We start from the raw sequence: 24215 nt of genomic DNA, 5'->3' as shown, positions 1-24215 counted from the left end.
ACTCTGTGCGCTCGCGGTGGGGCGCGTGCTCCGGCCCTTCGGGGGGCTATTTCGTCAGCGCGACCGAGGCCTCAGCGGTGTAGCAGAGGAACGTCAACGTCTCCTGCAGGTACAGCTCGACGGTCTCGGCGTCATGTGACAAGTAGCCGATGCACACATCGGTGCCGAGCTGGAGATCGAAATCACCTCCGCGGGTGGACAACACGAACGCGCCGTCGATGGCGGGCGCCCAGATGATGTCGCCGTCCACCAGTCGGTTGAGGTGCTCGCGGATGGGATAGCCGTGTGCGGTGGTCTCGCTCACCTCGGTGTAGACGTCGGCTGACAGCAGCACTGAGTAGGGCCCGTCGACGCCTGCCAGCCGCAGCTCGGACAGCGCCTGGGAGATGACGTCCGGGAGCTCCCGCACATCCGGAGGCAGCGCGAGCGCGGGATTGTTGCTGCACGCCCGGATGCCCTCGATCGACGCCGCTTCATAACCCTCGAAGATCGCCCTGTCCTCGACGAACGCCAGCTTCTTGGCGGCTTCCTTGACCGGGTCCCAGTCCGAGTCCTGTGAACCGCGCTCGACGTCGTCGATCGCTCTGCGGCTGACGGTGAAGGGCACTCGCAGCCGCACCAACGGCTTGCTCTCCCTCAGATGCGCCACCACACCCTCGGCGGGTGGGGGCACGTCGCCGAGGTGACCCGTGCTGATTGCCGCAGTCACCGGGCCGCTCGCCTCGCTGACATCGACGACGCGCCGTCCGGCGATATGCCGTTTGAAGGTCCGCGTCGCCTCCAGTTCGATTCCTTCCCACGCGGCTTCGGTGATCGGAGCGAGTTCGCGGTACAGGTTGTTCATCAACGGGTTCCTTTCAGGCTGCCGATGCGCAACGAGCCGTCCGGGATGGACGCACCGGTGACGGCTGGCTGGTCTTGTGCCGACTCCGAATTCGGAAGCGGGGGTGGGTCGTTGAGGAAATCGACGATCGGCGTGAAGAACTTTCCGCCGGTGATGGCGGTGGAGAACTCGAGGATGTGGTCGGTGTTTCCCGGCGGATCCCCGATGAACATGTTGGACAACATCTTCTCGGTGACCGCGGCCGTGCGCGAGTAGCCGATGAAATATGTTCCGTATTCGGACTTTCCGATTTCGCCGAACGGCATGTTGTGCCGCACGATCTTCAGTTCGGTGCCGTCGTCGTCCTCGATGACGTTCAGGGCGATGTGGGAGTTGGCGGGCTTGACATCATCTGCCATCTCGATGTCCTCGAGCTTGCTGCGGCCGATCACCATCTCCTGCTCTGTGACCGATAGCGAATCCCACGACGACATGTCGTGCACGTACTTCTGCACGTGGACGTAGCAGCCGCCGGCGAAATCGGGGTCCTCGTCGCCGATTTCGGTGGCGGACACCGCGAGTGGGCCTTCGGGATTCTCGGTGCCGTCGACGAAGCCGAGCAGGTCGCGGTTGTCGAAGAAGCGGAACCCGTGGGTTTCGTCGACGACGGTGACGGCGTCGAGCGCCTTGACGATCCGGCCCGCCAACTCGAAGCACATGTCCAGCGACATCGCCTTGATGTGGAACAGCAGATCCCCCGGTGTGGCAGGCGCGTGGTGCCTCGCGCCGGACAACTCGATGAACGGCGACAGTTCGGCGGGCCGCGGGCCTGAGAACAACCTGTCCCAGGCGTCGGATCCGATCGACGTCACCACCGACAGGTGCTTGTCGGGGTCACGAAACCCGACCGCGCGCACGAGTCCGGAGATGTCGCCAAGTCCGTCGTGCACGGCCGATTCGCCGCCGTCGTCGATCGTCGCCACCAGGAAAATGGCCGCAGGTGTCAGCGGCGCTGTCACCGGCTGCGGCAGTGGTGCGGGCACCGTTCGACCCTAAGTCAAGATCACCGGCGATGATCGGAGAAGATGAAGAACCATGTCGGCAAGTCCGCAGGGCCTCTGTGAGTTCATCGACGCCTCGCCGTCGCCGTTTCACGTCTGCGCGACGGTGGCCGAGCGGCTCGCGGCCGCCGGCTTCACGGAGGTGTCGGAGGGCGACCCCTGGCCGTCGGCCGAGGGCCGGTTCTTCACCGTGCGCGCAGGCTCGCTGCTCGCCTGGAAGGCCGCCGACCCCGATCTCGGCTTCCGCATCGTCGGCGGTCACACCGACAGCCCGAATCTGCGGGTCAAACAGCATCCCGACCGGTTCGTGTCCGGCTGGCAGGTCGTCGCGCTGCAGCCGTACGGCGGGGCATGGCTGAACTCCTGGCTGGATCGCGACCTCGGGATCAGCGGACGGCTGTCATTGCGACGGGATCAGACCATCGAACAGCGTCTGATCCGTGTCGACGAGCCGATTCTGCGCGTACCGCAACTGGCCATCCACCTGGCCGAGGACCGCAAATCGGTGTCACTGGACCCGCAGCGCCACGTCAACGCCGTGTGGGGCGTCGGCAGCGGGCCACGGTCCTTCCTCGGCTGGCTGGCCGAGCGTGCCGACGTCGACGTCGCCGACGTACTGGGCGCGGACCTGATGACCCACGATCTCACCCCGTCGACACTCGCAGGTGCAGGCCGGGAGCTGCTCAGCGCACCGCGGCTGGACAACCAGGCGACGTGCTACGCCGGACTGGAGGCATTCCTGGCGGCCGAGCCGCGCGGGCATACGCCGGTGCTGGCGCTGTTCGACCACGAGGAGGTCGGATCGCAGTCCGACCACGGTGCGCAGTCCGAACTTCTGCTGACGGTGCTGGAGCGCATCACGCTGGCCGCCGGTGGTGGTCGTGAGGACTTCCTGCGGCGGCTGCCGGGATCGATGGTGGCCTCCGGCGATATGGCCCACGCGACGCATCCGAACTATCCCGACCGGCACGAACCCGGCCACCTCATCGAGGTCAACGCCGGACCGGTGCTGAAGGTGCAGCCGAATCTGCGCTACGCCACCGACGGCAGGACCGCGGCGGCGTTCGCGCTGGCGTGCGCCCAGGCCGGTGTCCCGCTGCAGCGCTACGAGCACCGGGCAGATCTGCCGTGCGGATCCACGATCGGACCGATGACGGCGGCGCGCACCGGTATCCCGACCGTCGACGTGGGCGCGGCGCAGTTGGCCATGCACTCGTCGCGCGAGGTCATGGGCGCCGACGACGTCGCGGCCTACTCCGCAGCGCTCGGCGCGTTCCTGTCGCCGAGCTAGGACTCGTCGACCTGGTCGTAGCGGATGACGTTCTCCACCACGACGCCGTCGCGCGAGCGGACCCGGTCGAGCCCACGGATCACCATGGGACCGTCGGGGCTGGTGCCGCGACCGACGTAATGCAGGTACACCAGCTGTTCGCCGGGGACGGCGCCGTCGACGGTCGCGCTGTCGACGAGCTCCAGGCGCAGGTCGGGGACGGTGGTGATCAGGTCGACGATCTTCGCGGTGTACGCCGCGCGTCCGCGAACCGGCGTCGGCTCGCCCTGCCAGTAGCCGACGATGTCGTCGGCCAGGATGTCGCCGATACGGGACTCGTCGGGGGCGGCCCAGAACGCCGCCCACATGTCTGCGCTGAACTTCGATTCGGTTTGGGTTTCGGTCATGCCCCCAGCGTGCGGGTGTCCGCGCGGCCGTTCAATTACGCGGGACGTAAGCGCACGTGTCACCGTGCTGCTCTAGGGTCAGCGCCATGGCGCTCAAGACCGAGAACATCACCTTCGACAGCACTGACCCGGAGCGGCTCGCCGACTGGTGGGCCCGCGCTCTCGACGGGCAGGTAAATCCCATCGCACCACCGTTTTTCGTCACCGTGTCCAGGCCTGAGGGTCCCGGGCTGGCCTTCCAGAAGGTCGACGACCCGACGCCGGGCAAGAACCGCGTGCACATCGACTTCGGCACCTCCGATGTCGAGGCCGAGGTCAAGCGGCTCGTCGACCTAGGCGCCAGCGAGACAGGGCGGGGCAGCTTCGGCGACTTCGAATGGGTGGTGCTCGCCGATCCGGACGGCAACGCGTTCTGCGTGGCGCCGGCCGGCTGACGCTCAGGTTGGTCGATCAGCGTGTGAACAGTTCTGCCGCTTTGTTCTTCGCGAGCTCGGCCATGGCGTGCCAACCGTTCGGGTCGCCCTTGAGGATGGCCTCGGCCATCGACTTCATCTGGTCGTAGGTGGCGTGCGGAGGGATCGGCGGAACCTCGGGATCAGTCCGTACGTCGAGCAGGACGGGTTCCTCGGCGCTCAGCGCCTCGTCCCACGCCGGTCCGACCGCTTCGGGGTCATCGACGGTGATCGCCCGCAGCCCCATCACCCGCGCGACGTCGGCGTACGAGACCTCGGGAAGGCTCTGTGATTCTTCGAATTTCGGTGCGCCGCCCATCGCACGCAACTCCCAGGTGACATGCGACAGGTCGTTGTTGTGGAAGACGCAGACCACCAGCCGCGGATCCGACCACTGGCGCCAGTAGCGGCGGATGGTCAGCAGTTCGGCCAGCCCGTTCATCTGCATCGCCCCGTCACCGGCCAGTGCGATCACGGGACGATCGGGATGCGCGAACTTCGCGCCGATCGCGTATGGCACCGCGGGCCCCATGGTCGCCAGCGTCCCCGACAGCGAGCCGCGGACCGTCGGGCCGAATCGCAGACAGCGCGCGTACCAGTTGGTCGACGAGCCGGAGTCGCCTGCGACGATTGAATATGCGGGCAGTCTGCTCGACAGCTCCCACACCACCCGCATCGGGTTGACGGGGTCGGCCGACAACATGGACTGCCGTTCGACGACGTCCCACCACCGCACGACGTTCTGTTCGACGGTTTCCCGCCACGACCGGTCGCTCTTCGGTGTCAGCAACGGAAGCAGTTCGGCCAGAGCGGCTTTCGCGTCGGCGACGATGTTGATCTCGGTGGGGTAGCGCATGCCGATGTTGGCGCCGTCGAGGTCGATCTGTACCGCTCGGGCCTTGCCGAACTTCGGGAGGAACTGGCTGTACGGGAAGTTGGAACCGACGATGAGCAAGGTGTCGCAATCGCGCATCAACTCGTAACTGGGCCTGGTGCCCAATAGGCCTATCGCGCCGGTGACGTAGGACAGGTCGTCGGGCAGTACGTCCTTGCCCAACAGCGCCTTGGCGACACCGGCTCCGGTGCGGTCGGCGACCTCCTGCACCTCGGTGGCCGCCGCACGCGCACCCTGGCCCACCAGAATCGCCACTTTGGAGCCGGCGTTGAGAATCTCGGCGGCCCGTCGGATCGCCGCCCGGTCCGGCATGAGCACAGGCGCGCTGTCGTTCGGAGCGCTGGACGGTACCTGCTTGAATGCTTGAGCCGGCGGTTGATAGGGCTCCTCCTGCAGATCGGACGGGATCACCACCGCGGCGGGAGCGCGGCGGGCTCGCGCTGTGCGGAAGGCGCGGTCCAGTGCGTTGGGTAGCTGGGCCGCCACATTGACCTCGACGATGAAGTCGGACGCGACGTCCTTGAACAGTGATTGCAGGTCGACCTCCTGCTGATAGCTGCCACCCATCGCACTGCGCGCGGTCTGCCCGATGATCGCCACGACGGGTACGTGGTCGAGCTTGGCGTCGTAAAGCCCGTTGAGCAGGTGGATGGCGCCCGGCCCGGACGTTGCCATGCATACCCCGATGCGGCCGGAGAACTTCGCGTAGCCGACCGCCTGAAACGCCGACATCTCCTCGTGCCGTGACTGGATGAAGGCCGGCTTGTCGTCGGCCTTCCCGAACGCGGCGACCAAGCCGTTGATCCCGTCACCCGGGTAGCCGAAGACCTGTTCGACATGCCATTCGCGCAGACGATGCAGGATGAAGTCGGCGACTGTCTGTCCCATGTGCGTCGCGGTACCCCCCACGAAGCGGCCCAAACTAGACTGGCCACGTGACGTCGGAGCTAACCCACAGCCTGAATGTTGTTGACACCGTCGAGAACGCCGCCGCCACCCCTGATACGCCCCAACCGCACCGCGAACTGGGCCTCAAGGACGACGAGTACCAGCGGATCCGCGAGATCCTCGGCCGTCGTCCCACCGACGCCGAACTGGCGATGTATTCGGTGATGTGGAGTGAGCACTGCTCCTACAAGTCGTCGAAGGTGCACCTGCGCTATTTCGGCGAGACCACCACCGAGGCGATGCGCGCCGGGATGCTCGCGGGCATCGGCGAGAACGCCGGCGTGGTCGACATCGGCGACGGCTGGGCGGCCACCTTCAAGGTGGAGTCCCACAACCACCCCTCCTACATCGAGCCCTACCAGGGTGCGGCCACCGGAGTCGGTGGCATCGTGCGCGACATCATGGCGATGGGCGCGCGCCCGGTGGCGGTGATGGACCAGTTGCGCTTCGGTGCGGCCGACGCGGCCGACACCCGCCGCGTCGTCGACGGTGTCGTGCGTGGCGTCGGTGGGTACGGCAACTCGCTCGGCCTGCCGAACATCGGCGGTGAGACCGTGTTCGACGCGTCCTATGCGGGCAACCCGTTGGTCAACGCGCTCTGCGTGGGGGTGCTCCGCAAGGAGGATCTGCACCTGGCGTTCGCGTCGGGCACGGGCAACAAGATCATCCTGTTCGGCGCGCGCACCGGACTCGACGGCATCGGCGGCGTTTCGGTGCTGGCGTCGGACACCTTCGGTGGCGATGAGAGTGGAGCGCCGGGGCGTAAGAAGCTGCCCTCGGTGCAGGTGGGCGACCCGTTCATGGAAAAGGTCCTCATCGAGTGCTGCCTCGAGCTGTATGCGGAAAAGCTCGTCGTCGGCATCCAGGACCTCGGTGGGGCCGGGTTGTCCTGCGCCACATCCGAACTCGCCTCGGCAGGCGACGGCGGAATGCGGATCGAGCTCGACACCGTCCCGCTTCGTGCGAAGAACATGTCACCGGCGGAGATCCTGTCCAGCGAGTCACAGGAGCGCATGTGCGCAGTCGTCACGCCGGAGAACGTCGACGCGTTCATGGCGGTGTGCCGCAAGTGGGAGGTGCTGGCGTCCGTCATCGGTGAGGTCACCGACGGCGACCGGCTCGTGATCACCTGGCACGGCGAGACCGTCGTCGACGTGCCGCCGCGCACCGTCGCCCATGAGGGCCCGGTCTACGAACGGCCGGTCGAGCGGCCGGACACCCAGGATGCGCTCAACGCCGACACGTCGGAGAAGCTGCCGCGGCCGACGTCAGGGGATGAACTTCGCGCGACTTTGTTTGCGCTGCTTGGCAGTCCGCATCTGTGCAGCCGTGCCTACATCACCGAGCAGTACGACCGTTACGTCCGCGGCAACACCGTTTTGGCGGAGAACGCCGACGGCGGAGTGCTGCGCATCGACGAAGCGACCGGCCGGGGCATCGCGATTTCGACCGATGCTTCGGGCCGCTACACCGCGCTCGATCCGTACACCGGTGCGCAGCTGGCGCTGGCCGAGGCATACCGCAACGTCGCCGTCACCGGCGCCACGCCCGTCGCGGTGACCAACTGTCTGAACTTCGGCTCACCCGAGGACCCCGGCGTGATGTGGCAGTTCAGCGAGGCCGTCCGCGGGCTCGCCGATGGCTGTGCCGCACTTGGCATTCCGGTTACCGGTGGCAACGTCAGCTTCTACAACCAGACCGGCACGACGCCGATTCTGCCTACCCCGGTCGTCGGCATACTCGGTGTCATCGACGATGTGAAGCGCCGCATTCCGACCGGACTGGGCACCGAACCCGGCGAAACGCTGATTCTCCTGGGAGAGACCCGCGACGAGTTCGACGGTTCGATCTGGGCGCAGGTCACCGGCGATCATCTGGGTGGTCTGCCGCCGAAGGTCGACCTGGACCGCGAGAAGCTACTCGCCGACGTGTTGTCGGCCGCATCGCGCGACGGGCTGGTGTCGGCCGCACACGATCTGTCCGAAGGCGGGCTCATACAAACCGTCGTCGAAGCCGCGCTCACCGGCGAAACAGGTTGCCGCATCGTCATTCCCGAGGGCTTTCAAGAAGGCACAGGTCCTTTCACATTTCTCTTCTCGGAGTCGACGGGCCGGGTGCTTGTCGCGGTGCCGCGGACCGAGGAGAGCCGTTTTGTGGCTATGTGTGAGGCCCGCGGACTGCCCGCGACGCGCATCGGCGTCGTCGACCCGGGAGCAACCGGGGCCGACGCCGCCGTCGAGGTGCAGGGTCTGTTCACGGCCAGTCTGGAGGACCTGCGAAGCACGTCGGAGGGCGTGCTTCCCGGGTTGTTCGGGTGAGTGCGCAGACCCGCGAACGACACCCGCTGTATGTCTGGGCATGGAGCCTGATCCGGCTTGACTTCGTCGGAATCGCCTTCGGCGCAGTGTTCTTCTGCCTGTCGCTGACACCGTCGCTCCTGCCGAGGGACTGGTTGTTTCAGGGGCTCATCGGCGGTCTCAACGCGGCCATCGGCTACGGCATCGGCGTGTTCGCGTGGCGGCTGTTCCACCGCTTCGTGATACGCAGGCGCCCGTGGTGGCCGCCGCCGAGGCGGGTGCAGTACGTGGTCAAGACTGCCACGGTGGTGCTCGCGGTGTCGGCAAGCGTCCTGATGTTGATCCCGGCCGCGGCGTGGCAACGCCAGGTGTCGGCGGTCGTGGGTATCGAAGGCCCCACCACGCTCGGATACCTGCGGACGCTGATCATCGCGGTGCTCGCAGGCGGCGCGTGCGTGGGCGCCGCCCGGATCCTGATCGACGCGATCAAGGTGATGGCGCGCTACTTCATCCGGCGCTGGCATCTGCACGACGAGGTGGCCCTGTTCATCGGCACCGCGATCGTCGTGGTGCTGGTGATCACGCTCGTCAACGGCGTTTTGGTCCGAGGCTTTCTCGCCGGGGCGAACGGAGTGTTCCAGCCCCAGAACTTCACCACGCGGCCCGGGATCGTCCAGCCGCTGGAGCCTGAAAGATCCGGCAGTCCAACATCTTTCGCGGCATGGGACACGCTGGGTTATCAGGGGCGCAATTTCGTCGCGTCCGGTCCGCACGCCGAGGAATTGACCCGCCTCAACGGCAGGCCCGCCAAGGAGCCCATCCGCGCCTACGTCGGCCTGCAGACCGCCGATACCGACGAAGAGCGCATGGCCGTGCTGCTCAGTGAGCTCGAACGCACCGGAGCGTTCGAGCGCAAGCTGCTGGTGATCATCCCGACCACGGGCACCGGGTGGATCAACCCGGTGGCGGCGCGCTCGCTGGAAATGATGTACAACGGCGACACCGCGCTGGTCGGCTCGCAGTATTCGTATCTGCCGAGCTGGATTTCGTTTCTGGGCGACCAGCAGAAGTCGATGGAATCCGGCCGGATGATGATCGACGCCATCCACGAGCGGTGGCAGAAGCTGCCGCCGGATCGGCGACCGGAGTTGGTGCTCTACGGCGAGAGCCTCGGTTCGATGGCCGGCCAGGGTGCATTCGCGTGGCTGCCCGATATAGCCGATATGGGTTTCTCGTCCGTGCTGTGGGTGGGCCCGCCGAACGCGAGCCCGCTGTGGCGTGCGATCACCGAGCGCCGGGACCCCGGCACGCCCGAGGTCAAACCCCGCTATGACAACGGCCGCACCGTCAGGTTCTCGGAGGCCACCGACGGCCGCGACATCGCTGCCGAAGAGACTGCGCCGTGGGAGGGCACGCGCGTGCTGTTCATGCAACACCCGTCCGACCCGGTGGTGTGGTGGTCGGAGGACTTGATATTCAGCAGGCCCGACTGGCTGAGGGAACCGCCGGGCCGCGACCGCACAGCGTCGATGCGGTGGTATCCGATCGTCACGTTCTGGCAGGTCGCCGCCGACATGACCAACGCCGGTTCCGTGCCGGGCGGGCACGGCCACAATTACGGCGACTATGTGCTCGACGGCTGGGCCGCCGTCGTCCCGCCCGACGGCTGGACGCCCGAGGACACCGAGCGGATCCGCACGGCCCTGCAAAAGACGGAATCCGAAGGCGGTTCCGAATACTAGTGCGCGCCAAGAAGGTTCGGACTTTTGTTCTGGCCGCCGGCCTTATCGCGTGGAGCCTGGTGGCACCCCGGTTACCGTCGCGGTGGCATCCTGTCGCACACGCTGTCGTCGGCGCCGCGCTGCTCGCGCTCACGCGTGCTCCGGTAGGACTTCGGCGCGCGGGCCCGGGAGTGCGACTCGGCCTCGCGGCCGCCGTTCCGGTCGTGCTTGTCGTCGCGGCGGGCACCGCGTTGCCGCGGGTGCGCGAGGAGATGGCCGAGCGTGACCTGCCCGACGCGGCGTTGCAATGGCTGCTGCTCGGTATCCCGTTGGGAACCGTCGCCTCGGAGGAGGCGGCGTATCGCGGAGCGCTGGGCACCATCGCCGCCGACGCGTTCGGACCTGCGGGTGGGCGGCTCGTCCAGGCAACGGCGTTCGGGTTGTCCCATATCGCCGACGCGCGCAGCACAGGCGAGCCCGTCGTGCCCACGGTGCTCGTCACCGGGCTGGCCGGATGGGTGTTCGGCTGGCTTTACGAGCGTTCGGGCAGTCTGATCGCCCCGATGCTGGCGCATCTGGCGATCAACGAGGCGGGCGCCGTCGCGGCACTTACCGTGCAGCGCATAAGGTCTGCGCATGGTTAGTGCTGACAGATCCGCATCCCGCTCATTCGTCGTCACCGGCGCGGCCTCAGGCATCGGGCTGGCGACTGCGCGGCGGCTGCTGGCCGAGGGCGGGACCGTCGTCGGCACGGATCTTGCCGCCCCTGCCGAGGACCTCGGCGCCCGGTTCGAGTTCGTCGCGGCCGATATCACCGACGAAGCTGCCGTCGCCGCGGTGTTCGCCGCGGTTCCCGATCGGATCGACGGCGTGGTCCACTCGGCGGGCGTCGCGGGCGGCGGGCCGGTGCACCTGCTCCCCAGGGACGAATGGGAGCGGGTGATCTCCGTCAACCTCACCGGGACCTTCGTGGTGGCCAAGGCGGCGCTCGCCAAAATGATCGAGCAGCCCCGGGTGGACGGCGAACGCGGCTCGATCGTGACCCTCGCCAGCGTCGAGGGTCTGGAGGGCACGGCGGGCGGCAGCGCCTACAACGCGTCGAAGGGCGGCGTCGTGCTGCTCACCAAGAACATCGCGCTCGATTACGGCCCGAGCGGTATCCGCGCCAACGCCATCTGCCCCGGCTTCATCGACACACCGATGCTCACCAGCGTCATGGGGCTCGAGGGCATGGAAGGCCCGCTGCAGTCCATCACCGAAGAACACGCACTGCAGCGCAGAGGTCGCCCCGACGAGATCGCCGCGATGGCAGCGTTTCTGGTGTCGATCGATGCATCATTCGTCACCGGGCAGGCGATCGCGGTCGATGGCGGCTACACCGCGGGCCGCGACCACGGAGTCGTCAAGATGTTCGGTTTTCCCGACTGAGGCGGGCTACACGTCCCGAATATCCGCCACCAGTTGGTGTGGTTCGGTGTCCTGATCGTCGATGCCGAAACTGATGATGCGCCGCGGCGTGATCCGGATGATCGCGGTGTCGAGGTGATCTCCGGCCGCACCCTGTGCCGGAGCGGCCTCGGATTGTTCAGCGGTGCCGCGGATCTCGAGGCAGCGCACCCGCCACGGATCGCGCGAAGCGATGTCGTCGACAACGAATGCGACGTGGGCGTTGCGGGCGATGTTGCGGAACTTCTGGCTCTTCGACATCTGGTACCCGGCGATATCGATGGTGCCGAGTTGTTCGTTGTAGGTGAACCCGACGGGACTGTTCTGCGGCATCCCGTTGTCCTGAACGGTGGCCAGCCGGCCGAGGTCGGCTTGGCGAAGAAAGTCGATTTCGTGCTGTTTGAACGTCATACCGCCAACGTAGAACCTCAACAAATGTTGATGTCAACGCTCACGGGTTGATCGTGAGCTCGCCGACCTGGCGGCCCCACACGTAGTCGATGAGGATCGGCTGGCCGAGTTCGGCATGGTTGTAGGGCGCGATGCTGGCGCCCGTATCCATCACCAGATACGGCGCGGGCCACAAGTCGCGGGAGATCTTCTGCCAGCAGCCGGGGCGACCCTCGGGACCTCCCCGGGCGTTCACCCGCGGCAGATTGTCGGGATAGATGTACGGGTTGCCCGCCCCCGCGAACGTGCCCGACGACGTCGCAAGTGAGTAGCCGTTGCCGCCGAGCGTCTCGGCGACCTTCTCCTGGATCTCGTTGAAGTTCCGCAGCGTGCAGAAGAGTTGGGGGCTGTAGTAGTCGAACAGTTTGGACGTCGGCAGCAGATCGGCCGCACCGCGCACGAAGTACGGCCCACCGCGGTTGAGACTGTCTGTTGCGGTGTCGGCAAAGCCCAGCGCCCCCATCAACGCCGAGTCGACGTCGGCCCACTGCGCGTTGAACGTGCGCGCCGTGGTCACCGCGTTCTGCAGACCGTCGAACAGGTCCGGCGACGCGTCGGCGTAGACGTCCACCAGATCAGCCACCAGTCGGGTGTCCTCGCGGATCTGCGGCATCCGGGCATTGAGGTCGTCGAGGATGCTGTTGCCGTTTTTCAGCGATTCACCGAACCGGTCGCCAAGACCCGTCAGGGCGTCGGCCGTGGCGGTCAGTGTCTGGTTCAGTTTGACCGGGTCGACCTGTTCAGCCAGAGAAAGCACGGTCTCGAAGAGTGTGTTGAACTCGGTGCTCACCGAGGACACATCGATGATGTCGTTGCTCGAAATACGTTTCGCTGTCGGGTCTTTAGGTGAGCTGAAGGATATGTACTTGTTGCCGAACACGGTGGTGGCCTGGATATCGGCGACCACGTTGGACGGGATGAGGTTGATGTAGTCGGGGTCGACGTCAAGGGATAGCCGCGCCTTCGACGTTCCGTCGACATCGACGGCGCCAATGCGGGCGACCCGGCCGATCTCCACACCGTTGTAGGTCACCTTCGCGCCCGGTTCGACGACCAGGCCGGCGCGCGACGACTGCAGGGTGAGTTCGGTGGCGGGGATGAAGTCGCCACGGAACTGCATGTAGATCAGCCCCGCCACCACCGCGGTGATCACCACCAGCACCGCACCCGCGATGCGGTAGGGCGGATTGTGGCGGTCGACAAACACTTTGAGAATCTAAGGTATGGCCACCCCTCGTAGGGCCGATCCGGCAAGGACGCGTGCTGCGGTTTCAGCACTCGCCGGATGGTTGCGCGACGAGAGCGGGCCCGAACCCGCCCGCGCCGAGATCGCCGAGGCGGTGCGATTGACCGCCCGCACGCTCGCCGCCGTCGCGCCAGGTTCCTCCGTCGAGGTCCGCGTCCCACCGTTTGTTGCGGTGCAATGTATTTCGGGGCCCGCGCACCGGCGCGGCAATCCGCCCAACGTGGTCGAGGCGGACCCGCGGACCTGGCTGCTGCTCGCGACAGGTCTGCTCGATGTGGCGGGCGCCACCGCCACCGGTGCGCTGCGGCTGTCGGGAGCGCGCGCCGACGAGATCGGTGCGTGGCTGCCGGTGGTCCGTCTCGACGGTTAAGTTCGCCACAGGTCCGAGCAGGCGCTCGTCCGCCGCTACACCCCGTGACCAGTAAAGACGCCGTCGCCGGAATTACCGCGGCCCTCGCGACGGTTGTTTTTCGTCGAGAACACCGCCGTGCTTTTCGGTGTTTGACCAGTGATGACCGTAGACTGAACACGTCTACCCACCTCGCCCTGGGAGCAGCCCTATCGTGACCGGCCCGCAGACCGACTCGATCGATTCTTTTGGCATATCCGGCTCGTCAGACGAACCCCGCGAAGAATGCGGCGTGTTCGGTGTCTGGGCGCCTGGTGAAGAGGTGGCCAAGCTCACGTATTACGGCCTCTACGCACTGCAGCACCGTGGCCAGGAGGCGGCGGGAATCGCGGTCGCCGACGGATCCCAGGTGCTGGTCTTCAAGGACCTGGGCCTGGTCAGCCAGGTCTTCGACGAGCAGACGCTGGCCGCCATGGAAGGCCACGTCGCCATCGGACACTGCCGCTACTCGACCAGCGGATCCACCACTTGGGAGAACGCCCAGCCGGTGTTCCGCAACACCGCTGCGGGCACCGGTGTCGCACTCGGTCACAACGGCAATCTGGTCAACGCCGCCGACCTCGCTACCCGTGCCCGCGAGGCGGGACTGCTCGGCACCCGCGGCGCGCCCGCGGCCACCACCGATTCCGACATCCTGGGCGCGCTGCTGGCCCACGGTGCCGTCGATGCCACGCTGGAGCAGGCCGCGCTCGAACTACTGCCGACCGTGCGTGGCGCGTTCTGTCTGACCTTTATGGACGAGAACACCCTCTATGCGGCCCGCGACCCCTACGGCGTGCGGCCGTTGTCATTGGGGCGGCTGGACCGCGGCTGGGTCGTCGCTTCGGAGACCGCGGCGCTGGACATCGTCGGCGCCTCGTTCGTCCGCGACATCGAGCCCGGCGAGCTGTTGGCCATCGACGCAGACGGGGTGCGCTCCACGCGCTTCGCCAATCCCGAACCCAAGGCCTGCGTCTTCGAGTACGTCTACCTGGCTCGCCCGGACAGCACGATCGCAGGCCGTTCGGTACACGGCACCCGCGTCGACATCGGCCGTCGGCTGGCCCGCGAGAAGCCTGTCGAGGCGGATCTGGTCATCGGCGTCCCGGAATCAGGCATCCCCGCGGCCGTCGGCTACGCCCAGGAGTCCGGCATTCCCTACGGGCAGGGCCTGATGAAGAACGCCTACGTCGGGCGCACGTTCATCCAGCCGTCGCAGACCATCCGCCAGCTCGGCATCCGGCTCAAGCTCAACCCGCTCAAGGAAGTCATTCGCGGTAAGCGGCTGATCGTCGTCGACGACTCGATCGTGCGCGGCAACACCCAGCGGGCGCTGATCCGGATGTTGCGCGAGGCCGGTGCCGTCGAGGTGCACGTGCGCATCGCGTCGCCGCCGGTGAAATGGCCGTGTTTCTACGGCATCGACTTCGCGACCCCGGCCGAGCTGATCGCCAACGCCGCCAGCACCGGTGACGATGTGAGCGAGATGCTCGAGGGTGTGCGGCATGCCATCGGCGCCGACACGCTGGGCTACATCAGCCAGCGGGGCATGATCGCGGCCACCGAGCAGCCCCCGACGCGGCTGTGTTCGGCATGCTTCGACGGCAACTATCCGATCGAGTTGCCTGGCGAAACGGCGTTGGGCAAGAACGTGATCGAGCACATGCTGACCACCGCGGCACGCACGGGCATTCCGCTGCAGGCCGACAACGACAACGCGTCGGCGCTGCGCAGGCCCTAGGAGCCTTCGGTCGGCGCGTCGAGTACGAGCTTGCCGATCACCTCACGGTTCGCCAGCCGTTGCAGCGCCTGCGGCAATTCGTCGAAGGCCACATTCTCGGTGACTGCGCACCGCAGCCGTCCGGCGGTCACCAGTTCGGACAACTGGGCGTGCACCGCGTCGAGTTCAGTCCGCGAGTAACTGCCGGCGAACACCCCGACCATCGACGTGTTCGTCATGACGAGGAGTTGGGTGTCGATGTCGGGCCAGCGGCCGCTGGCGAATCCGACGGCGAGCAGCCGCCCGCCGCTGGCCAGCGCACCGTGCGCCTCCTCCGCGGGCGCACCGCCGACCGGGTCGTAGACGAGGTCGACGCCACGCCCGCCCGTCGCGGCGCGGAGATCTGCCGCCAGGTCGCCGCCGCGGTGCACGACGACCGCCTCGGCGCCGAGGCCGCGGCAGAAGTCCGCCTTCCGCTCGTCGCCGACGACGGCGATCACCCTGGCCGCCAGCGCGTTGCCGAGTTGAACGGCCGCGATGCCGCTGCCACCGGCCGCGCCGAGCACCGCCAGCCAGTCGCCTGCCGCGATCCTGCCGCGATCCACGAGGGCCGCCCAGCCGGTCATGTGCGGGATCCAGAAGCCCGCGGCGGCTGAGTCATCGAGTGCGCTGGGTACCGGAAACGCCTGCTCGGCGGCGACGACGGTGTATTCGGCGAAGGAGCCCTTGCCCTCGATGAAGCCGCTGGTGGACATCACGCGCGTGCCGATCGGGGTGTCGACCCCGTCGCCGACCGCCGTCACGACGCCCGCGAGCTCCTGTCCGGGGGTGAACGGCAGCGGCGGCGTCAACGGGTAAGTGCCGCGCGCCATCAGGACGTCGGGCAACCCGATGCCCGCGACGCTGACCCGCACCTGGAGCTGCCCGGGTCCCGGCGCCGGGATCGGGATGTCCGACTGCTCGAGGACGTCGATCGGTTCGCCCTTGTCGTGCACCTGCCAAGCGCGCATCTGTTGCCTCCAGACTCCGCGCCGGGCCATTGCTCGACAGCGGACAGACGGTGTGATTACAGTGTCATTTCAACGTACCCGGGATGGTGATGTCGTGGCGTGGGATTTCGAAACGGACCCTGAATTCGAGCAGCAGCTGGTGTGGATGCGTGAGTTCATCGATCGCGAAATCGTCCCGCTGGAGCCGATACTCGACGAGAAGATGGCGACCGAGGAGTGGACGGCGGTCAAACGGCACCTGCAGGATCAGGTCAAGGCCGCTGGCATGTGGGCGGCGTTCCTCGGTCCCGAACTCGGCGGCTCCGGCCTCGGGCAGCTCAAGCTCGCCCTGATGTCGGAGATCATCGGCCGCAGCATGCTCTCGATGGTCATCTTCGGCGTGCAGGCCCCCGACAGCGGCAACATGGAGTTGATGGCCCACGGCGCCACCGACGAGCAGAAGCAGCGCTGGCTGTGGCCCAACCTGCGGGGGGACATCACCAGTGCGTTCGCACTCACCGAGCCGTTCCTCGCCGGCGCCGATCCGACGGTGATCGGCACGACGGCCACTCTCGATGACGACCACTGGATCATCAACGGCCACAAGTGGTTCACCACGAATGCATCAACCGCCGACATCATTCTCGTCGTCGCCGAGACAAATCCGGAAGGCCGGCCGCACCGGCACGCGTCGATCATCGTGGTGCCGGCCGGCACACCGGGCATGACGATCGTGCGCGATATCCCGACCATGGGCCATCCCGACACCGAATACGGGCGGATCGGCAACCACGCCGAGATCGTGTTCACCGACTGCCGTGTTCCGGCGGACCACCTGATCGGCGATCCCGGTGGCGGATTCCAACTGGCCCAGCAGCGCCTCGGCGGCGGGCGCATCCATCATTCGATGCGCTGGCTCGGACAGGCCCAGCGTTCGCTCGACATCATGTGCGAGCGAGCGGTGTCGCGGTCCTCGCATGGCAGACGCCTGGCCGACCACCAAATGATCCAGGACTATATCGCGTTGTCGCACATGGAGATTCAGGCAGCGCGCCTGCTGACCTTCCAGACGGCGTGGAAGATGGACAAGTTCGGCGCATCGGCCATCCGCGCCGACCTCGGCATGATCAAGGCGCACGTCTCCAAGGTCGTGCTCGCCGTGCTCGACCGCACGATCCAGGTGTGCGGGGCGCTCGGCTACTCCAGCGACCTTCCGGTCGAGAGCTGGTACCGCACCACCCGGTTCGGCCCGATCGGTGACGGTCCCGACGAACTGCACAAGTCGGTGCTGGCCCGCACACTGCTGCGGAATTATCAGCCGGTCGAGGGTTGGCCCTCCGAACACATCCCGAGTCGCCGGCCCGCGGCGGAGCGGAAGTGGGAGTCGCTGAGGGCGGAGGCAGGGCTCACATGAGCCAGCTTGCGGCCCTTGAGGATTACCTCGACCGGCAGCTCGGCGGCCGCGAGCATGTGACCGTCACGCCGATGCCCGGCGGGGGCTCCTGCGAAATCTTCGCCCTCGACCGCGGCGACGATCGATGGGTGCTTCGCCGGGCGCCGCGCCACGCCAGTTCCTCGACCGCACACGACGTGCTTCGCGAGTTCCGGATCCTCGACGCCGTCAAGGACGAGTCCGTGCGGATCGCCAGGCCGGTGCTGTCCTGCGGCGACCCCGACGTGTTCGGCTCGCCGTTCTATGTGATGGCTCGTGTCGACGGCATCCCGGTGCGCAAAGCCGTCCCTGTGGCGTGGGCGACGGCGCCGGAGGCGCACGGCCGGGCTCTCGAGGAGCTGATCGACGCACTGGTCGAGATCCACGCGGTGGATTGGAAGCGTTGCGGCCTAACCGATTTCGCGCATCCGGAGAAATACCTGTCGCGGCAGGTGTCACGGTGGCTCGCACAGTTGGACTCCTACGGCGGCCGGGACCTGCCTGCGGCGCGCCGCATCGGCCAATGGCTGGACGTCCGGCGTCCCGCCGACCAACCCGCCACGCTTGCACACGGGGACTACAAGCTGGACAACGTGTTGTTCGCCCCCGACACACCGCCGCGGCTGCTGGCCGTCGTGGATTGGGAGATGTCGTCGATAGGCGATCCGCTGGTCGACCTGGCGTGGGCGTTGATCTTTCACCCGGGCCCCGACGGGACCATGCCTCTCGGTATGGCGGGCGAGCCACGGTTCGCGCGCGACCACCTGCCTCCCACGCGGGCGTTGATCGACCGCTACGCCGAACGCTCCGGCCGCGATGTCGCCGATATCGGTTGGTACGAGGTGTTTTCGCGATGGAAGTTGGCGATCGTCCTGGAGGGCAGCTACGCCAAGTTCATGCGGGGCCAGTCGGACAAGCCGGTGCACGAGTTCTTCGGTTCCCAAGCCGACCTCTTGCTGGCAGGCGCCGGCGACCTGATCGAACGAGGAGATGCCTGACGTGACGGGAAACATCGCACCGCCGGTGCTGTCGCTGAACGGTCGCAGCGCGCTGGTCACCGGAGGCGGCACGGGCATCGGACAGGCCTGCGCGACCGCACTGGCCGAAGCGGGTGCCGCGGTCACGATCTGCGGCCCCGACCTCGCGGTCCTCGAAGCCGCCGCGGCCGAGATGCCCGGCGCGGTAAGCAGCGTCGTCGCCGATGTCACCGACGATGCGCAGGTGCAGGCGGCGGTCGAAGCCGCCTCGGTCGACGGCGTATTGGACATCGCGGTCGCCAACGCGGGCGTCCCGATGCCGGGTTCGGTGCTGCACCTCACCGACGACCACTGGATGGGCCCCGTCGGCGTGAATCTGCTCGGTACGGCGCACACCATCAAGCACGCCGCGAGGCGGATGACCGGCAGAGGCGGATCGATTGTCGCGATCTCGTCCATCGCCAGTTCGCGACCCGCCGCGTTCATGGCGACCTACAACGTCACCAAGGCCGCCGTCGACGAGCTGGTACGTACGAGTGCCGCCGAACTCGGCCGGTTCGGGATCCGGGTCAACGGCGTGCGACCGGGCTGGGTCGCTACCGAAACCGTCACCACCACAACCACTCCCGAGAACATGGAAATCATCCGCGACGGCACCCCGTTGGCAGGACAGAGCCTGCACGGCGGCCTCGGGCGTCCCGAGGACGTCGCCCGCGCGGTCGTGTATTTCGCCTCCGACTACTCCGGATGGATCACCGGTCAGCTGCTCGGCGTATGTGGAGGATCCTCGCTGCCGCCGCCGTCGGGCGACTTCTCCTACGTCGCGAGAATGCTGTTCCCCGACGACATGGCCCGCGATTTCGGCGAGGTGAGCTGATGCCGAGAGCCAACGACCTCGAGCTGGCGGCCGACGAGATCGTCGCGGCCGCAGTGGACATCTTCCTCGCACAGGGCCTCGACGCTGTGAGCATGCGCAGCGTGGCGGCACGCCTCGGAGTCTCACCGGCGCCGCTCTACAGCCGAGTGGGCAACAAAGACAGCCTTATCGATGCGATCGCCGACCACCTATTGGCCGACCTGGCGCCACCGCACACCGAAGGCGAGCCGTGGGGCGACTACGCCGCCCGGTGGGCAGCCGAACTGCGTCATCGGCTCCGCACCGCCCACGACAGCCGACTGATCCTGGCCGCCGACCGTGACGCATACGTGGAGGCGTCACGTCCGCTGGTGGCTGTCATGCGCGCAAGCTCATTCGCCGCGGACGCCGCCGTGCAGGCGTGCCGTCTGGTGATGTGGGCGACGGTGGGGTTCGTGGCAATCGAAAACGCCGCGCAGGCACCGTCCGTCCGTTCGACACGGCGCATTCGCTCCGGTGGCAACCGGGACGGCGTCACTCCCTCCGAAGCCGACGAGTTGTTCGCCCTGCAGATCCGGTACGTGATCGACGGCATCACCCGCGACGCCGAAAGAGGTTGAGAAGATGACGATCCCCGACCTACGTGCGGACGGCAAAGTCGTCGTCGTCACCGGGGCAAGTAAGGGGCTTGGGCGGGCGATGGCCCTCGGCTTCGCCGAGGCAGGTGCGGACATCGTGGTCGCCAGCCGCAAGCTCGACGGTTGCCAACGGGTGGCCGACGAGGTGCACGCGCTGGGGCGCCAGGCGTTGCCGATCGCCTGTCACGTCGGCGACTGGGCGCAATGCCAACAGCTCATCGACGAGACCGTGAAGGCGTTCGGGCGGATCGACGTGCTGGTCAACAACGCCGGCATCGCCCCGGTGCCGCCCAGCCTGCGCGACGTGACGTCCGAATTGTTCGACAAGACAGTCGATGTCAACCTCAAGGGCCCCTTGCGCCTGATGGCGCTGGCCGCCGATCACATGCCTGCCGGGTCCGCGGTGATCAACATCAGCTCGAAGGCGTCGCTGCACCCGAGCCCGTCGACGGTCGTGTATGCCGCGGCCAAGGCCGGACTGAACGTGCTGACGAAGGCGGCCGGGCAGGAGTTCGGACCGCGCGGCATCCGTGTCAACGGCATCGTATGCGGCACCTTCCACACCGACAGCCTGCACAACTCGATGCCGACGGAGCAGATCCGGACGGCAATGGCGGCGAGCGTCAGCCTCGGCCGCATCGCCGATTCCGATGAAATCGTCGGAACCGCGCTGTATCTCGCAAGCGACGCCAGTTCGTATCTCAACGGTGCACTGATAGTTCTCGACGGAGGGTGAGCATGGACACGCTGAACGACAAGGTCGTCGTCGTCACCGGTGGAGCCAGTGGTATCGGGTTAGCCCTGGCGAAAGCGGTCACCGGACACGGTGCGCGCGTCGTCATCGCCGATGTGGAACAGGCGGCGCTCGACGCGGCACGGGACAGCGGCGAACTGCCCGCGGACACACTGATGGTGACCACCGACGTGTCCGATCCCGCGTCGGTGTCCGATCTCCGCGACGCGGTGCTCGATCGACACGGGCGTGTCGACGTGCTGTGCAACAACGCCGGTGTCTCCACCTTCAACATGCTCGCCGACCAGACGCTCGACGACTGGAATTGGGTTCTGGGAGTGAATCTTTGGGGCGTGATCCACGGCATCGCCGCGTTCCTTCCGCTCTTCCGGTCGCAGGGCACTCCCGCTCACATCGTCAACACCTCCTCGGTCGCCGGACTCGTCAGCGGCATCGCCTTTCTGGGGCCGTACGCGGTCAGCAAGGTGGGCGTCGTGGCGATTTCGGAGACACTGCGGCAGGAGATGGCGATCACCGGCGAACCGATCGGGGTTTCGGTGGTGTGCCCCAGCGCGACCGACACCAAGGTGATGGAGGCCGAGCGCAACCGTCCGTCCGCCATGGAATCTGAGCACCGAACGCAGGACGCCGAGAACTGGCGGTTGGGCATCAAGGCCGGATTCACAGGGCCGGATGGGCTGACGCCGGCGGCGGTCGCCGATCGGATCGTCGACGCGGTGCTCACCGATCGTTTCTGGGTGATCACCCATTCGGATCTGATCCCGGCGTACGAAGCCCGCTTCACCGAGATACTGGCCAACTCTCCTGGGAAAGAGTCCTAGGCGTCGCGGCCGGCGTGCGCCCAGTGCGGATCGGTTGGCAGCGGGCCGTGTTTCATCGCGTGGGCGACGGCGTCGCGATATGCCGTCAGGCCGCCGGGCGGTGGTCCGATCACGGACTCGATGTCGTGCTCGTCGCACACCGCGTCGACTTCCAGCGATTCGATCAACGGCCGCGCGAGACCCGTCGGCATGGGTGTCACCAGACCGATCCACAGGCTGGCGATCGTCGGCGTCAGGAACGGAATCGCGATGATCAGCCGCCGTCGCAACCCCGCGACCGCGGCATACCCCTGCATCATGTCGCCGTACTCGAGAACATCCGGTCCGCCGACGTCCCAGGTGCGCGACTCGGGCAGATCAGCTGCGGCGGCCTCAGCGAGGTAGTGCAGCACATCGTCGATCGCGATCGGCTGGATCTTGTTGTGCACCCACTTCGGGGTCGTCATAGCCGGCAGCCGGTGGATGAGATGGCGCATCATCTCGAATGACGCCGAGCCCGAGCCGACCACGATCCCGGCCTGCAGCACGGCCGTCTCGATGCCGGAGTCCAGCAGGATCTCACCGACCGCGACCCGCGACCGCAGGTGCGGCGAAAGATGCGCTCTCGACGGGTGCAGACCGCCCAGGTACACGAACCGCTTCACACCGGCCTGCTTCGCCGCGGCGACGACGTTACGGGCCGACTCGGCCTCCGCCGCGACGAAGTCTTTCGACGTACCCATCGAGTGCACCAGGTAGTAGACGACGTCGCAGCCGTCAAACGCCTCCCTAAGCGAGTCGGGGTCGCCAAGGTCGCCGCGTGCGACCTCGACTCGATCGCGCCACGGCCGGTCGGCGAGCTTGTCGGGGTTGCGCGCCAGCGCGCGCACGCTGTACCCGCGGTCGAGAAGTTCGGGCACCAGGCGGCCACCGATGTAGCCGGTCGCGCCTGTCACCAAGCAGCGGGTGGCATCAGCAGGCATTCAGGCGGGATGGCCATTCTCGGCGTCGGGCAAACCTAGATCGGGCAGCCGGGCGGCGGGGGCACCTCCACCGCGGTAGGAGTTCCGGCAGGCAGGATGTAGTCCACCCACAGCACGACTGGCACGGGCCCCAGGTTGCGGCCGTTGTGCGGGTGGTCAGGTCCACTGTCTTCGGTCACCGCAGCGCCCGTGGGGTCGACGACGTCCTTGCAGTCCGCCATGGTGCGGGTCAGCGTGCCCTCCCTGACGACGCCGAACACCCGGCCGTCGTGATAATGCCAGCCCGTGCTGCCGCCAGGCTGGATCGTGATCCTCTTCGTGATGTAGTCGATGCCGTCGACGGTCGACTGGTTGATGACGATCGAATCGACGTTGACGGGCGGCGTCGCGACCGCGGTCGATGGGGCCACCAGGGCCGCTGTGGCCGCTGCGGCTGTCAGGGCGACGGACAGGACAGGTGCGCACCAGCGAACAAGTTTCATGGTCGGTCACGTTCTCACACCCGACGGAGTGCTCGCGACTGATCGGACCGAATGCGATCTTCGAGGACGAATAACCTAGCGCCGCGCTGACCGGTAGCCTTGTGCGCGATGACCGAACGCGCCGAACCTGCCGGCATCTCCTACGCGTCGGCCGGGGTCGACATCGAAGCCGGTGACCGCGCCGTCGAACTCCTGAAGCCGCTGGCCAAAAAGGCCACGAGACCTGAGGTGCGGGGCGGTCTCGGCGGCTTCGCCGGGTTGTTCGCGCTACGCAGCTATCGGGAGCCGGTGCTTGCGTCCTCGACCGACGGCGTAGGAACCAAGCTCGCCGTCGCCCAGGCGATGGACAAGCACGACACCGTCGGCATCGACCTCGTCGCGATGGTGGTCGACGATCTCGTGGTGTGCGGCGCGGAACCGCTGTTCCTGCAGGACTACATCGCGGTGGGACGTACGGTTCCCGAGCGGATCTCCGAGCTGGTGGCGGGTATCGCCAACGGCTGCGTGATGGCCGGTTGCGCGCTGCTCGGCGGGGAGACCGCAGAGCACCCCGGTCTGATGGCGCCCGATCATTACGACATCTCGGGCACCGGCGTCGGCGTCGTCGAGGCCGACGATGTGTTGGGTCCTGACAGGGTCAAGCCCGGCGACGTGCTCATCGGCATGTCGTCGACCGGCCTGCACTCCAACGGATACTCGCTGGCCCGCAAGGTGCTGCTGGAGATCGACCGGATGAACCTCGCCGGGCACGTCGAGGAGTTCGGCCGCACCCTCGGCGAAGAGCTGCTGGAGCCGACGCGCATCTACGCCAAGGACTGCCTCGCGTTGATCGCGGAAACTCAGGTCCGCACGTTCTGCCACGTCACGGGCGGCGGGCTGGCCGGCAACATCGAACGGGTCGTCCCGCCCGGTCTCACCGCCGAAATCGACCGTGGCACATGGACTCCCGCGCCGGTGTTCACGATGATCGCGCAGCGTGGCCGGGTCGAGCGGGTCGAGATGGAAAAGACCTTCAACCTCGGTGTCGGCATGGTCGCCGTCGTCGCGCCGGAGGACACCGATCGCGCGTTGGCTGTACTGACTGCGCGTCATCTGAACTGCTGGACCCTCGGCACCATCACCAAGGGCGGTAAGGACAGCCCACGAGCCAAGCTCGTGGGCCAGCACCCGCGCTTCTAGG

24 protein-coding genes are annotated in these 24215 nt (G+C 67.1%); 15 read left to right on the top strand and 9 right to left on the bottom strand.

The window, feature by feature from the left end; translation table 11 throughout:
* Window positions 1–46: 46 nt before the first annotated feature.
* Together AB4Z42_RS26440 and AB4Z42_RS26435 are read right to left on the bottom strand one after the other, a co-directional pair.
* Window positions 47–844 carry a family 1 encapsulin nanocompartment shell protein gene (locus AB4Z42_RS26440; protein ID WP_442012208.1) on the bottom strand — a complete coding sequence of 266 codons (798 nt, stop codon included), beginning with the start codon at window positions 842–844 and terminating at the stop codon, window positions 47–49.
* Entirely contained in the window at window positions 844–1866 is a 1023-nt protein-coding gene (locus AB4Z42_RS26435; protein WP_442012207.1) for a Dyp-type peroxidase, read from the bottom strand. Before AB4Z42_RS26435 ends, AB4Z42_RS26440 begins: the two co-directional genes overlap by 1 nt.
* A 52-nt stretch (window positions 1867–1918) precedes the next feature.
* Here AB4Z42_RS26435 and AB4Z42_RS26430 point away from each other — a divergent pair, with 52 nt between their 5' ends.
* Window positions 1919–3175: a M18 family aminopeptidase gene (locus AB4Z42_RS26430; protein ID WP_442012206.1), complete on the top strand. Its 1257-nt coding sequence runs from the start codon at window positions 1919–1921 to the stop codon at window positions 3173–3175.
* On the opposite strand, the gene AB4Z42_RS26425 is transcribed toward AB4Z42_RS26430, so the two are convergent.
* A complete protein-coding gene (locus AB4Z42_RS26425) occupies window positions 3172–3561 on the bottom strand; it encodes a nuclear transport factor 2 family protein (RefSeq protein WP_442012205.1) in 390 nt (129 codons plus the stop codon). The two genes, AB4Z42_RS26430 and AB4Z42_RS26425, sit on opposite strands and share 4 nt — an antisense overlap.
* Before the next feature lie 86 nt (window positions 3562–3647).
* Between AB4Z42_RS26425 and AB4Z42_RS26420 the strand changes: the two genes are divergently transcribed.
* The gene (locus AB4Z42_RS26420) at window positions 3648–3995 is read left to right on the top strand and encodes a VOC family protein (protein ID WP_442012204.1); all 348 of its coding nucleotides are present in this window, start codon (window positions 3648–3650) and stop codon (window positions 3993–3995) included.
* Window positions 3996–4011: 16 nt separating this feature from the next.
* Here the strand turns inward: AB4Z42_RS26420 and AB4Z42_RS26415 are convergent, their stop codons facing one another.
* On the bottom strand, window positions 4012–5796 hold the full coding sequence (locus tag AB4Z42_RS26415; RefSeq protein WP_442012203.1) for a thiamine pyrophosphate-requiring protein: 1785 nt from the start codon (window positions 5794–5796) through the stop codon (window positions 4012–4014).
* Window positions 5797–5867: 71 nt separating this feature from the next.
* Between AB4Z42_RS26415 and purL the strand changes: the two genes are divergently transcribed.
* The 4 genes from purL to AB4Z42_RS26395 are packed head-to-tail and all read left to right on the top strand — an operon-like array spanning window position 5868 to window position 11302.
* The gene (gene purL / locus AB4Z42_RS26410; protein ID WP_442012278.1) at window positions 5868–8174 is read left to right on the top strand and encodes a phosphoribosylformylglycinamidine synthase subunit PurL; all 2307 of its coding nucleotides are present in this window, start codon (window positions 5868–5870) and stop codon (window positions 8172–8174) included.
* Entirely contained in the window at window positions 8171–9895 is a 1725-nt protein-coding gene (locus AB4Z42_RS26405; protein WP_442012202.1) for an alpha/beta hydrolase, read from the top strand. Before purL ends, AB4Z42_RS26405 begins: the two co-directional genes overlap by 4 nt.
* Entirely contained in the window at window positions 9895–10518 is a 624-nt protein-coding gene (locus AB4Z42_RS26400; RefSeq protein WP_442012201.1) for an Rv0804 family intramembrane glutamic endopeptidase, read from the top strand. The genes AB4Z42_RS26405 and AB4Z42_RS26400 overlap by 1 nt, the downstream gene beginning before the upstream one ends.
* Window positions 10511–11302, top strand: a complete 792-nt coding sequence (locus tag AB4Z42_RS26395; RefSeq protein ID WP_442012200.1) for an SDR family NAD(P)-dependent oxidoreductase — start codon at window positions 10511–10513, stop codon at window positions 11300–11302. Before AB4Z42_RS26400 ends, AB4Z42_RS26395 begins: the two co-directional genes overlap by 8 nt.
* A 6-nt stretch (window positions 11303–11308) precedes the next feature.
* On the opposite strand, the gene AB4Z42_RS26390 is transcribed toward AB4Z42_RS26395, so the two are convergent.
* Window positions 11309–11731 (bottom strand): PPOX class F420-dependent oxidoreductase, encoded by a 423-nt coding sequence (locus AB4Z42_RS26390; protein WP_442012199.1) that lies wholly within the window; start codon window positions 11729–11731, stop codon window positions 11309–11311.
* Between the two features lie 40 nt (window positions 11732–11771).
* Window positions 11772–12977 (bottom strand): MCE family protein, encoded by a 1206-nt coding sequence (locus AB4Z42_RS26385; RefSeq protein ID WP_442012198.1) that lies wholly within the window; start codon window positions 12975–12977, stop codon window positions 11772–11774.
* Window positions 12978–12993: 16 nt separating this feature from the next.
* Here AB4Z42_RS26385 and AB4Z42_RS26380 point away from each other — a divergent pair, with 16 nt between their 5' ends.
* Both AB4Z42_RS26380 and purF read left to right on the top strand, forming a co-directional pair.
* Window positions 12994–13386 (top strand): sterol carrier family protein, encoded by a 393-nt coding sequence (locus AB4Z42_RS26380; protein WP_442012197.1) that lies wholly within the window; start codon window positions 12994–12996, stop codon window positions 13384–13386.
* Between the two features lie 193 nt (window positions 13387–13579).
* Window positions 13580–15145, top strand: a complete 1566-nt coding sequence (gene purF / locus AB4Z42_RS26375; protein ID WP_442012196.1) for an amidophosphoribosyltransferase — start codon at window positions 13580–13582, stop codon at window positions 15143–15145.
* Here the strand turns inward: purF and AB4Z42_RS26370 are convergent.
* Window positions 15142–16134 (bottom strand): NADPH:quinone oxidoreductase family protein, encoded by a 993-nt coding sequence (locus tag AB4Z42_RS26370; RefSeq protein WP_442012195.1) that lies wholly within the window; start codon window positions 16132–16134, stop codon window positions 15142–15144. The two genes, purF and AB4Z42_RS26370, sit on opposite strands and share 4 nt — an antisense overlap.
* A gap of 94 nt (window positions 16135–16228) precedes the next feature.
* On the opposite strand from AB4Z42_RS26370, the gene AB4Z42_RS26365 reads away from it, so the two are divergent.
* Genes AB4Z42_RS26365 through AB4Z42_RS26340 form a run of 6 tightly spaced genes read left to right on the top strand, consistent with a single transcriptional unit; the run spans window position 16229 to window position 21591 of the window.
* Complete coding sequence (locus AB4Z42_RS26365; protein WP_442012194.1) at window positions 16229–17527, top strand: acyl-CoA dehydrogenase family protein; 1299 nt, start codon at window positions 16229–16231, stop codon at window positions 17525–17527.
* The gene (locus AB4Z42_RS26360; protein WP_442012193.1) at window positions 17524–18543 is read left to right on the top strand and encodes a phosphotransferase family protein; all 1020 of its coding nucleotides are present in this window, start codon (window positions 17524–17526) and stop codon (window positions 18541–18543) included. Before AB4Z42_RS26365 ends, AB4Z42_RS26360 begins: the two co-directional genes overlap by 4 nt.
* 1 nt (window position 18544) lies before the next feature.
* A complete protein-coding gene (locus AB4Z42_RS26355; protein ID WP_442012192.1) occupies window positions 18545–19399 on the top strand; it encodes an SDR family NAD(P)-dependent oxidoreductase in 855 nt (284 codons plus the stop codon).
* Entirely contained in the window at window positions 19399–19998 is a 600-nt protein-coding gene (locus AB4Z42_RS26350; RefSeq protein ID WP_442012191.1) for a TetR/AcrR family transcriptional regulator, read from the top strand. The genes AB4Z42_RS26355 and AB4Z42_RS26350 overlap by 1 nt, the downstream gene beginning before the upstream one ends.
* 4 nt (window positions 19999–20002) lie before the next feature.
* Window positions 20003–20752 (top strand): SDR family NAD(P)-dependent oxidoreductase, encoded by a 750-nt coding sequence (locus AB4Z42_RS26345; protein WP_442012190.1) that lies wholly within the window; start codon window positions 20003–20005, stop codon window positions 20750–20752.
* Window positions 20753–20754: 2 nt separating this feature from the next.
* On the top strand, window positions 20755–21591 hold the full coding sequence (locus AB4Z42_RS26340) for an SDR family NAD(P)-dependent oxidoreductase (protein ID WP_442012189.1): 837 nt from the start codon (window positions 20755–20757) through the stop codon (window positions 21589–21591).
* Here the strand turns inward: AB4Z42_RS26340 and AB4Z42_RS26335 are convergent.
* Window positions 21588–22553, bottom strand: coding sequence for an NAD(P)H-binding protein (locus AB4Z42_RS26335; RefSeq protein ID WP_442012188.1), 966 nt, complete (start codon window positions 22551–22553; stop codon window positions 21588–21590). The genes AB4Z42_RS26340 and AB4Z42_RS26335 overlap by 4 nt on opposite strands.
* Window positions 22554–22588: 35 nt before the next feature.
* The gene (locus tag AB4Z42_RS26330; RefSeq protein WP_442012187.1) at window positions 22589–23035 is read right to left on the bottom strand and encodes a cupin domain-containing protein; all 447 of its coding nucleotides are present in this window, start codon (window positions 23033–23035) and stop codon (window positions 22589–22591) included.
* Between the two features lie 108 nt (window positions 23036–23143).
* Here AB4Z42_RS26330 and purM point away from each other — a divergent pair, with 108 nt between their 5' ends.
* A complete protein-coding gene (gene purM / locus AB4Z42_RS26325) occupies window positions 23144–24214 on the top strand; it encodes a phosphoribosylformylglycinamidine cyclo-ligase (RefSeq protein ID WP_442012186.1) in 1071 nt (356 codons plus the stop codon).
* Window position 24215: the final 1 nt, after the last annotated feature.

It is taken from the genome of Mycobacterium sp. 2YAF39 (assembly GCF_052114565.1).
GTDB lineage: Bacteria > Actinomycetota > Actinomycetes > Mycobacteriales > Mycobacteriaceae > Mycobacterium.
This window is presented reverse-complemented; position numbering and strand designations above follow the sequence as displayed.

Excerpts from the sequence above, each read along its gene's own strand:
- purM (WP_442012186.1), top strand. The coding sequence starts at position 23,144 with ATGACCGAACGCGCCGAACCTGCCGGCATCTCCTACGCGTCGGCCGGG.
- AB4Z42_RS26395 (WP_442012200.1), top strand. The coding sequence starts at position 10,511 with ATGGTTAGTGCTGACAGATCCGCATCCCGCTCATTCGTCGTCACCGGC.
- AB4Z42_RS26430 (WP_442012206.1), top strand. The coding sequence starts at position 1,919 with ATGTCGGCAAGTCCGCAGGGCCTCTGTGAGTTCATCGACGCCTCGCCG.
- AB4Z42_RS26340 (WP_442012189.1), top strand. The coding sequence starts at position 20,755 with ATGGACACGCTGAACGACAAGGTCGTCGTCGTCACCGGTGGAGCCAGT.
- AB4Z42_RS26350 (WP_442012191.1), top strand. The coding sequence starts at position 19,399 with ATGCCGAGAGCCAACGACCTCGAGCTGGCGGCCGACGAGATCGTCGCG.
- AB4Z42_RS26360 (WP_442012193.1), top strand. The coding sequence starts at position 17,524 with ATGAGCCAGCTTGCGGCCCTTGAGGATTACCTCGACCGGCAGCTCGGC.
- AB4Z42_RS26330 (WP_442012187.1), bottom strand. The coding sequence starts at position 23,035 with ATGAAACTTGTTCGCTGGTGCGCACCTGTCCTGTCCGTCGCCCTGACA.
- AB4Z42_RS26370 (WP_442012195.1), bottom strand. The coding sequence starts at position 16,134 with ATGCGCGCTTGGCAGGTGCACGACAAGGGCGAACCGATCGACGTCCTC.
- AB4Z42_RS26420 (WP_442012204.1), top strand. The coding sequence starts at position 3,648 with ATGGCGCTCAAGACCGAGAACATCACCTTCGACAGCACTGACCCGGAG.
- AB4Z42_RS26440 (WP_442012208.1), bottom strand. The coding sequence starts at position 844 with ATGAACAACCTGTACCGCGAACTCGCTCCGATCACCGAAGCCGCGTGG.
- AB4Z42_RS26335 (WP_442012188.1), bottom strand. The coding sequence starts at position 22,553 with ATGCCTGCTGATGCCACCCGCTGCTTGGTGACAGGCGCGACCGGCTAC.
- AB4Z42_RS26345 (WP_442012190.1), top strand. The coding sequence starts at position 20,003 with ATGACGATCCCCGACCTACGTGCGGACGGCAAAGTCGTCGTCGTCACC.
- AB4Z42_RS26380 (WP_442012197.1), top strand. The coding sequence starts at position 12,994 with ATGGCCACCCCTCGTAGGGCCGATCCGGCAAGGACGCGTGCTGCGGTT.
- AB4Z42_RS26390 (WP_442012199.1), bottom strand. The coding sequence starts at position 11,731 with ATGACGTTCAAACAGCACGAAATCGACTTTCTTCGCCAAGCCGACCTC.
- AB4Z42_RS26415 (WP_442012203.1), bottom strand. The coding sequence starts at position 5,796 with ATGGGACAGACAGTCGCCGACTTCATCCTGCATCGTCTGCGCGAATGG.
- AB4Z42_RS26425 (WP_442012205.1), bottom strand. The coding sequence starts at position 3,561 with ATGACCGAAACCCAAACCGAATCGAAGTTCAGCGCAGACATGTGGGCG.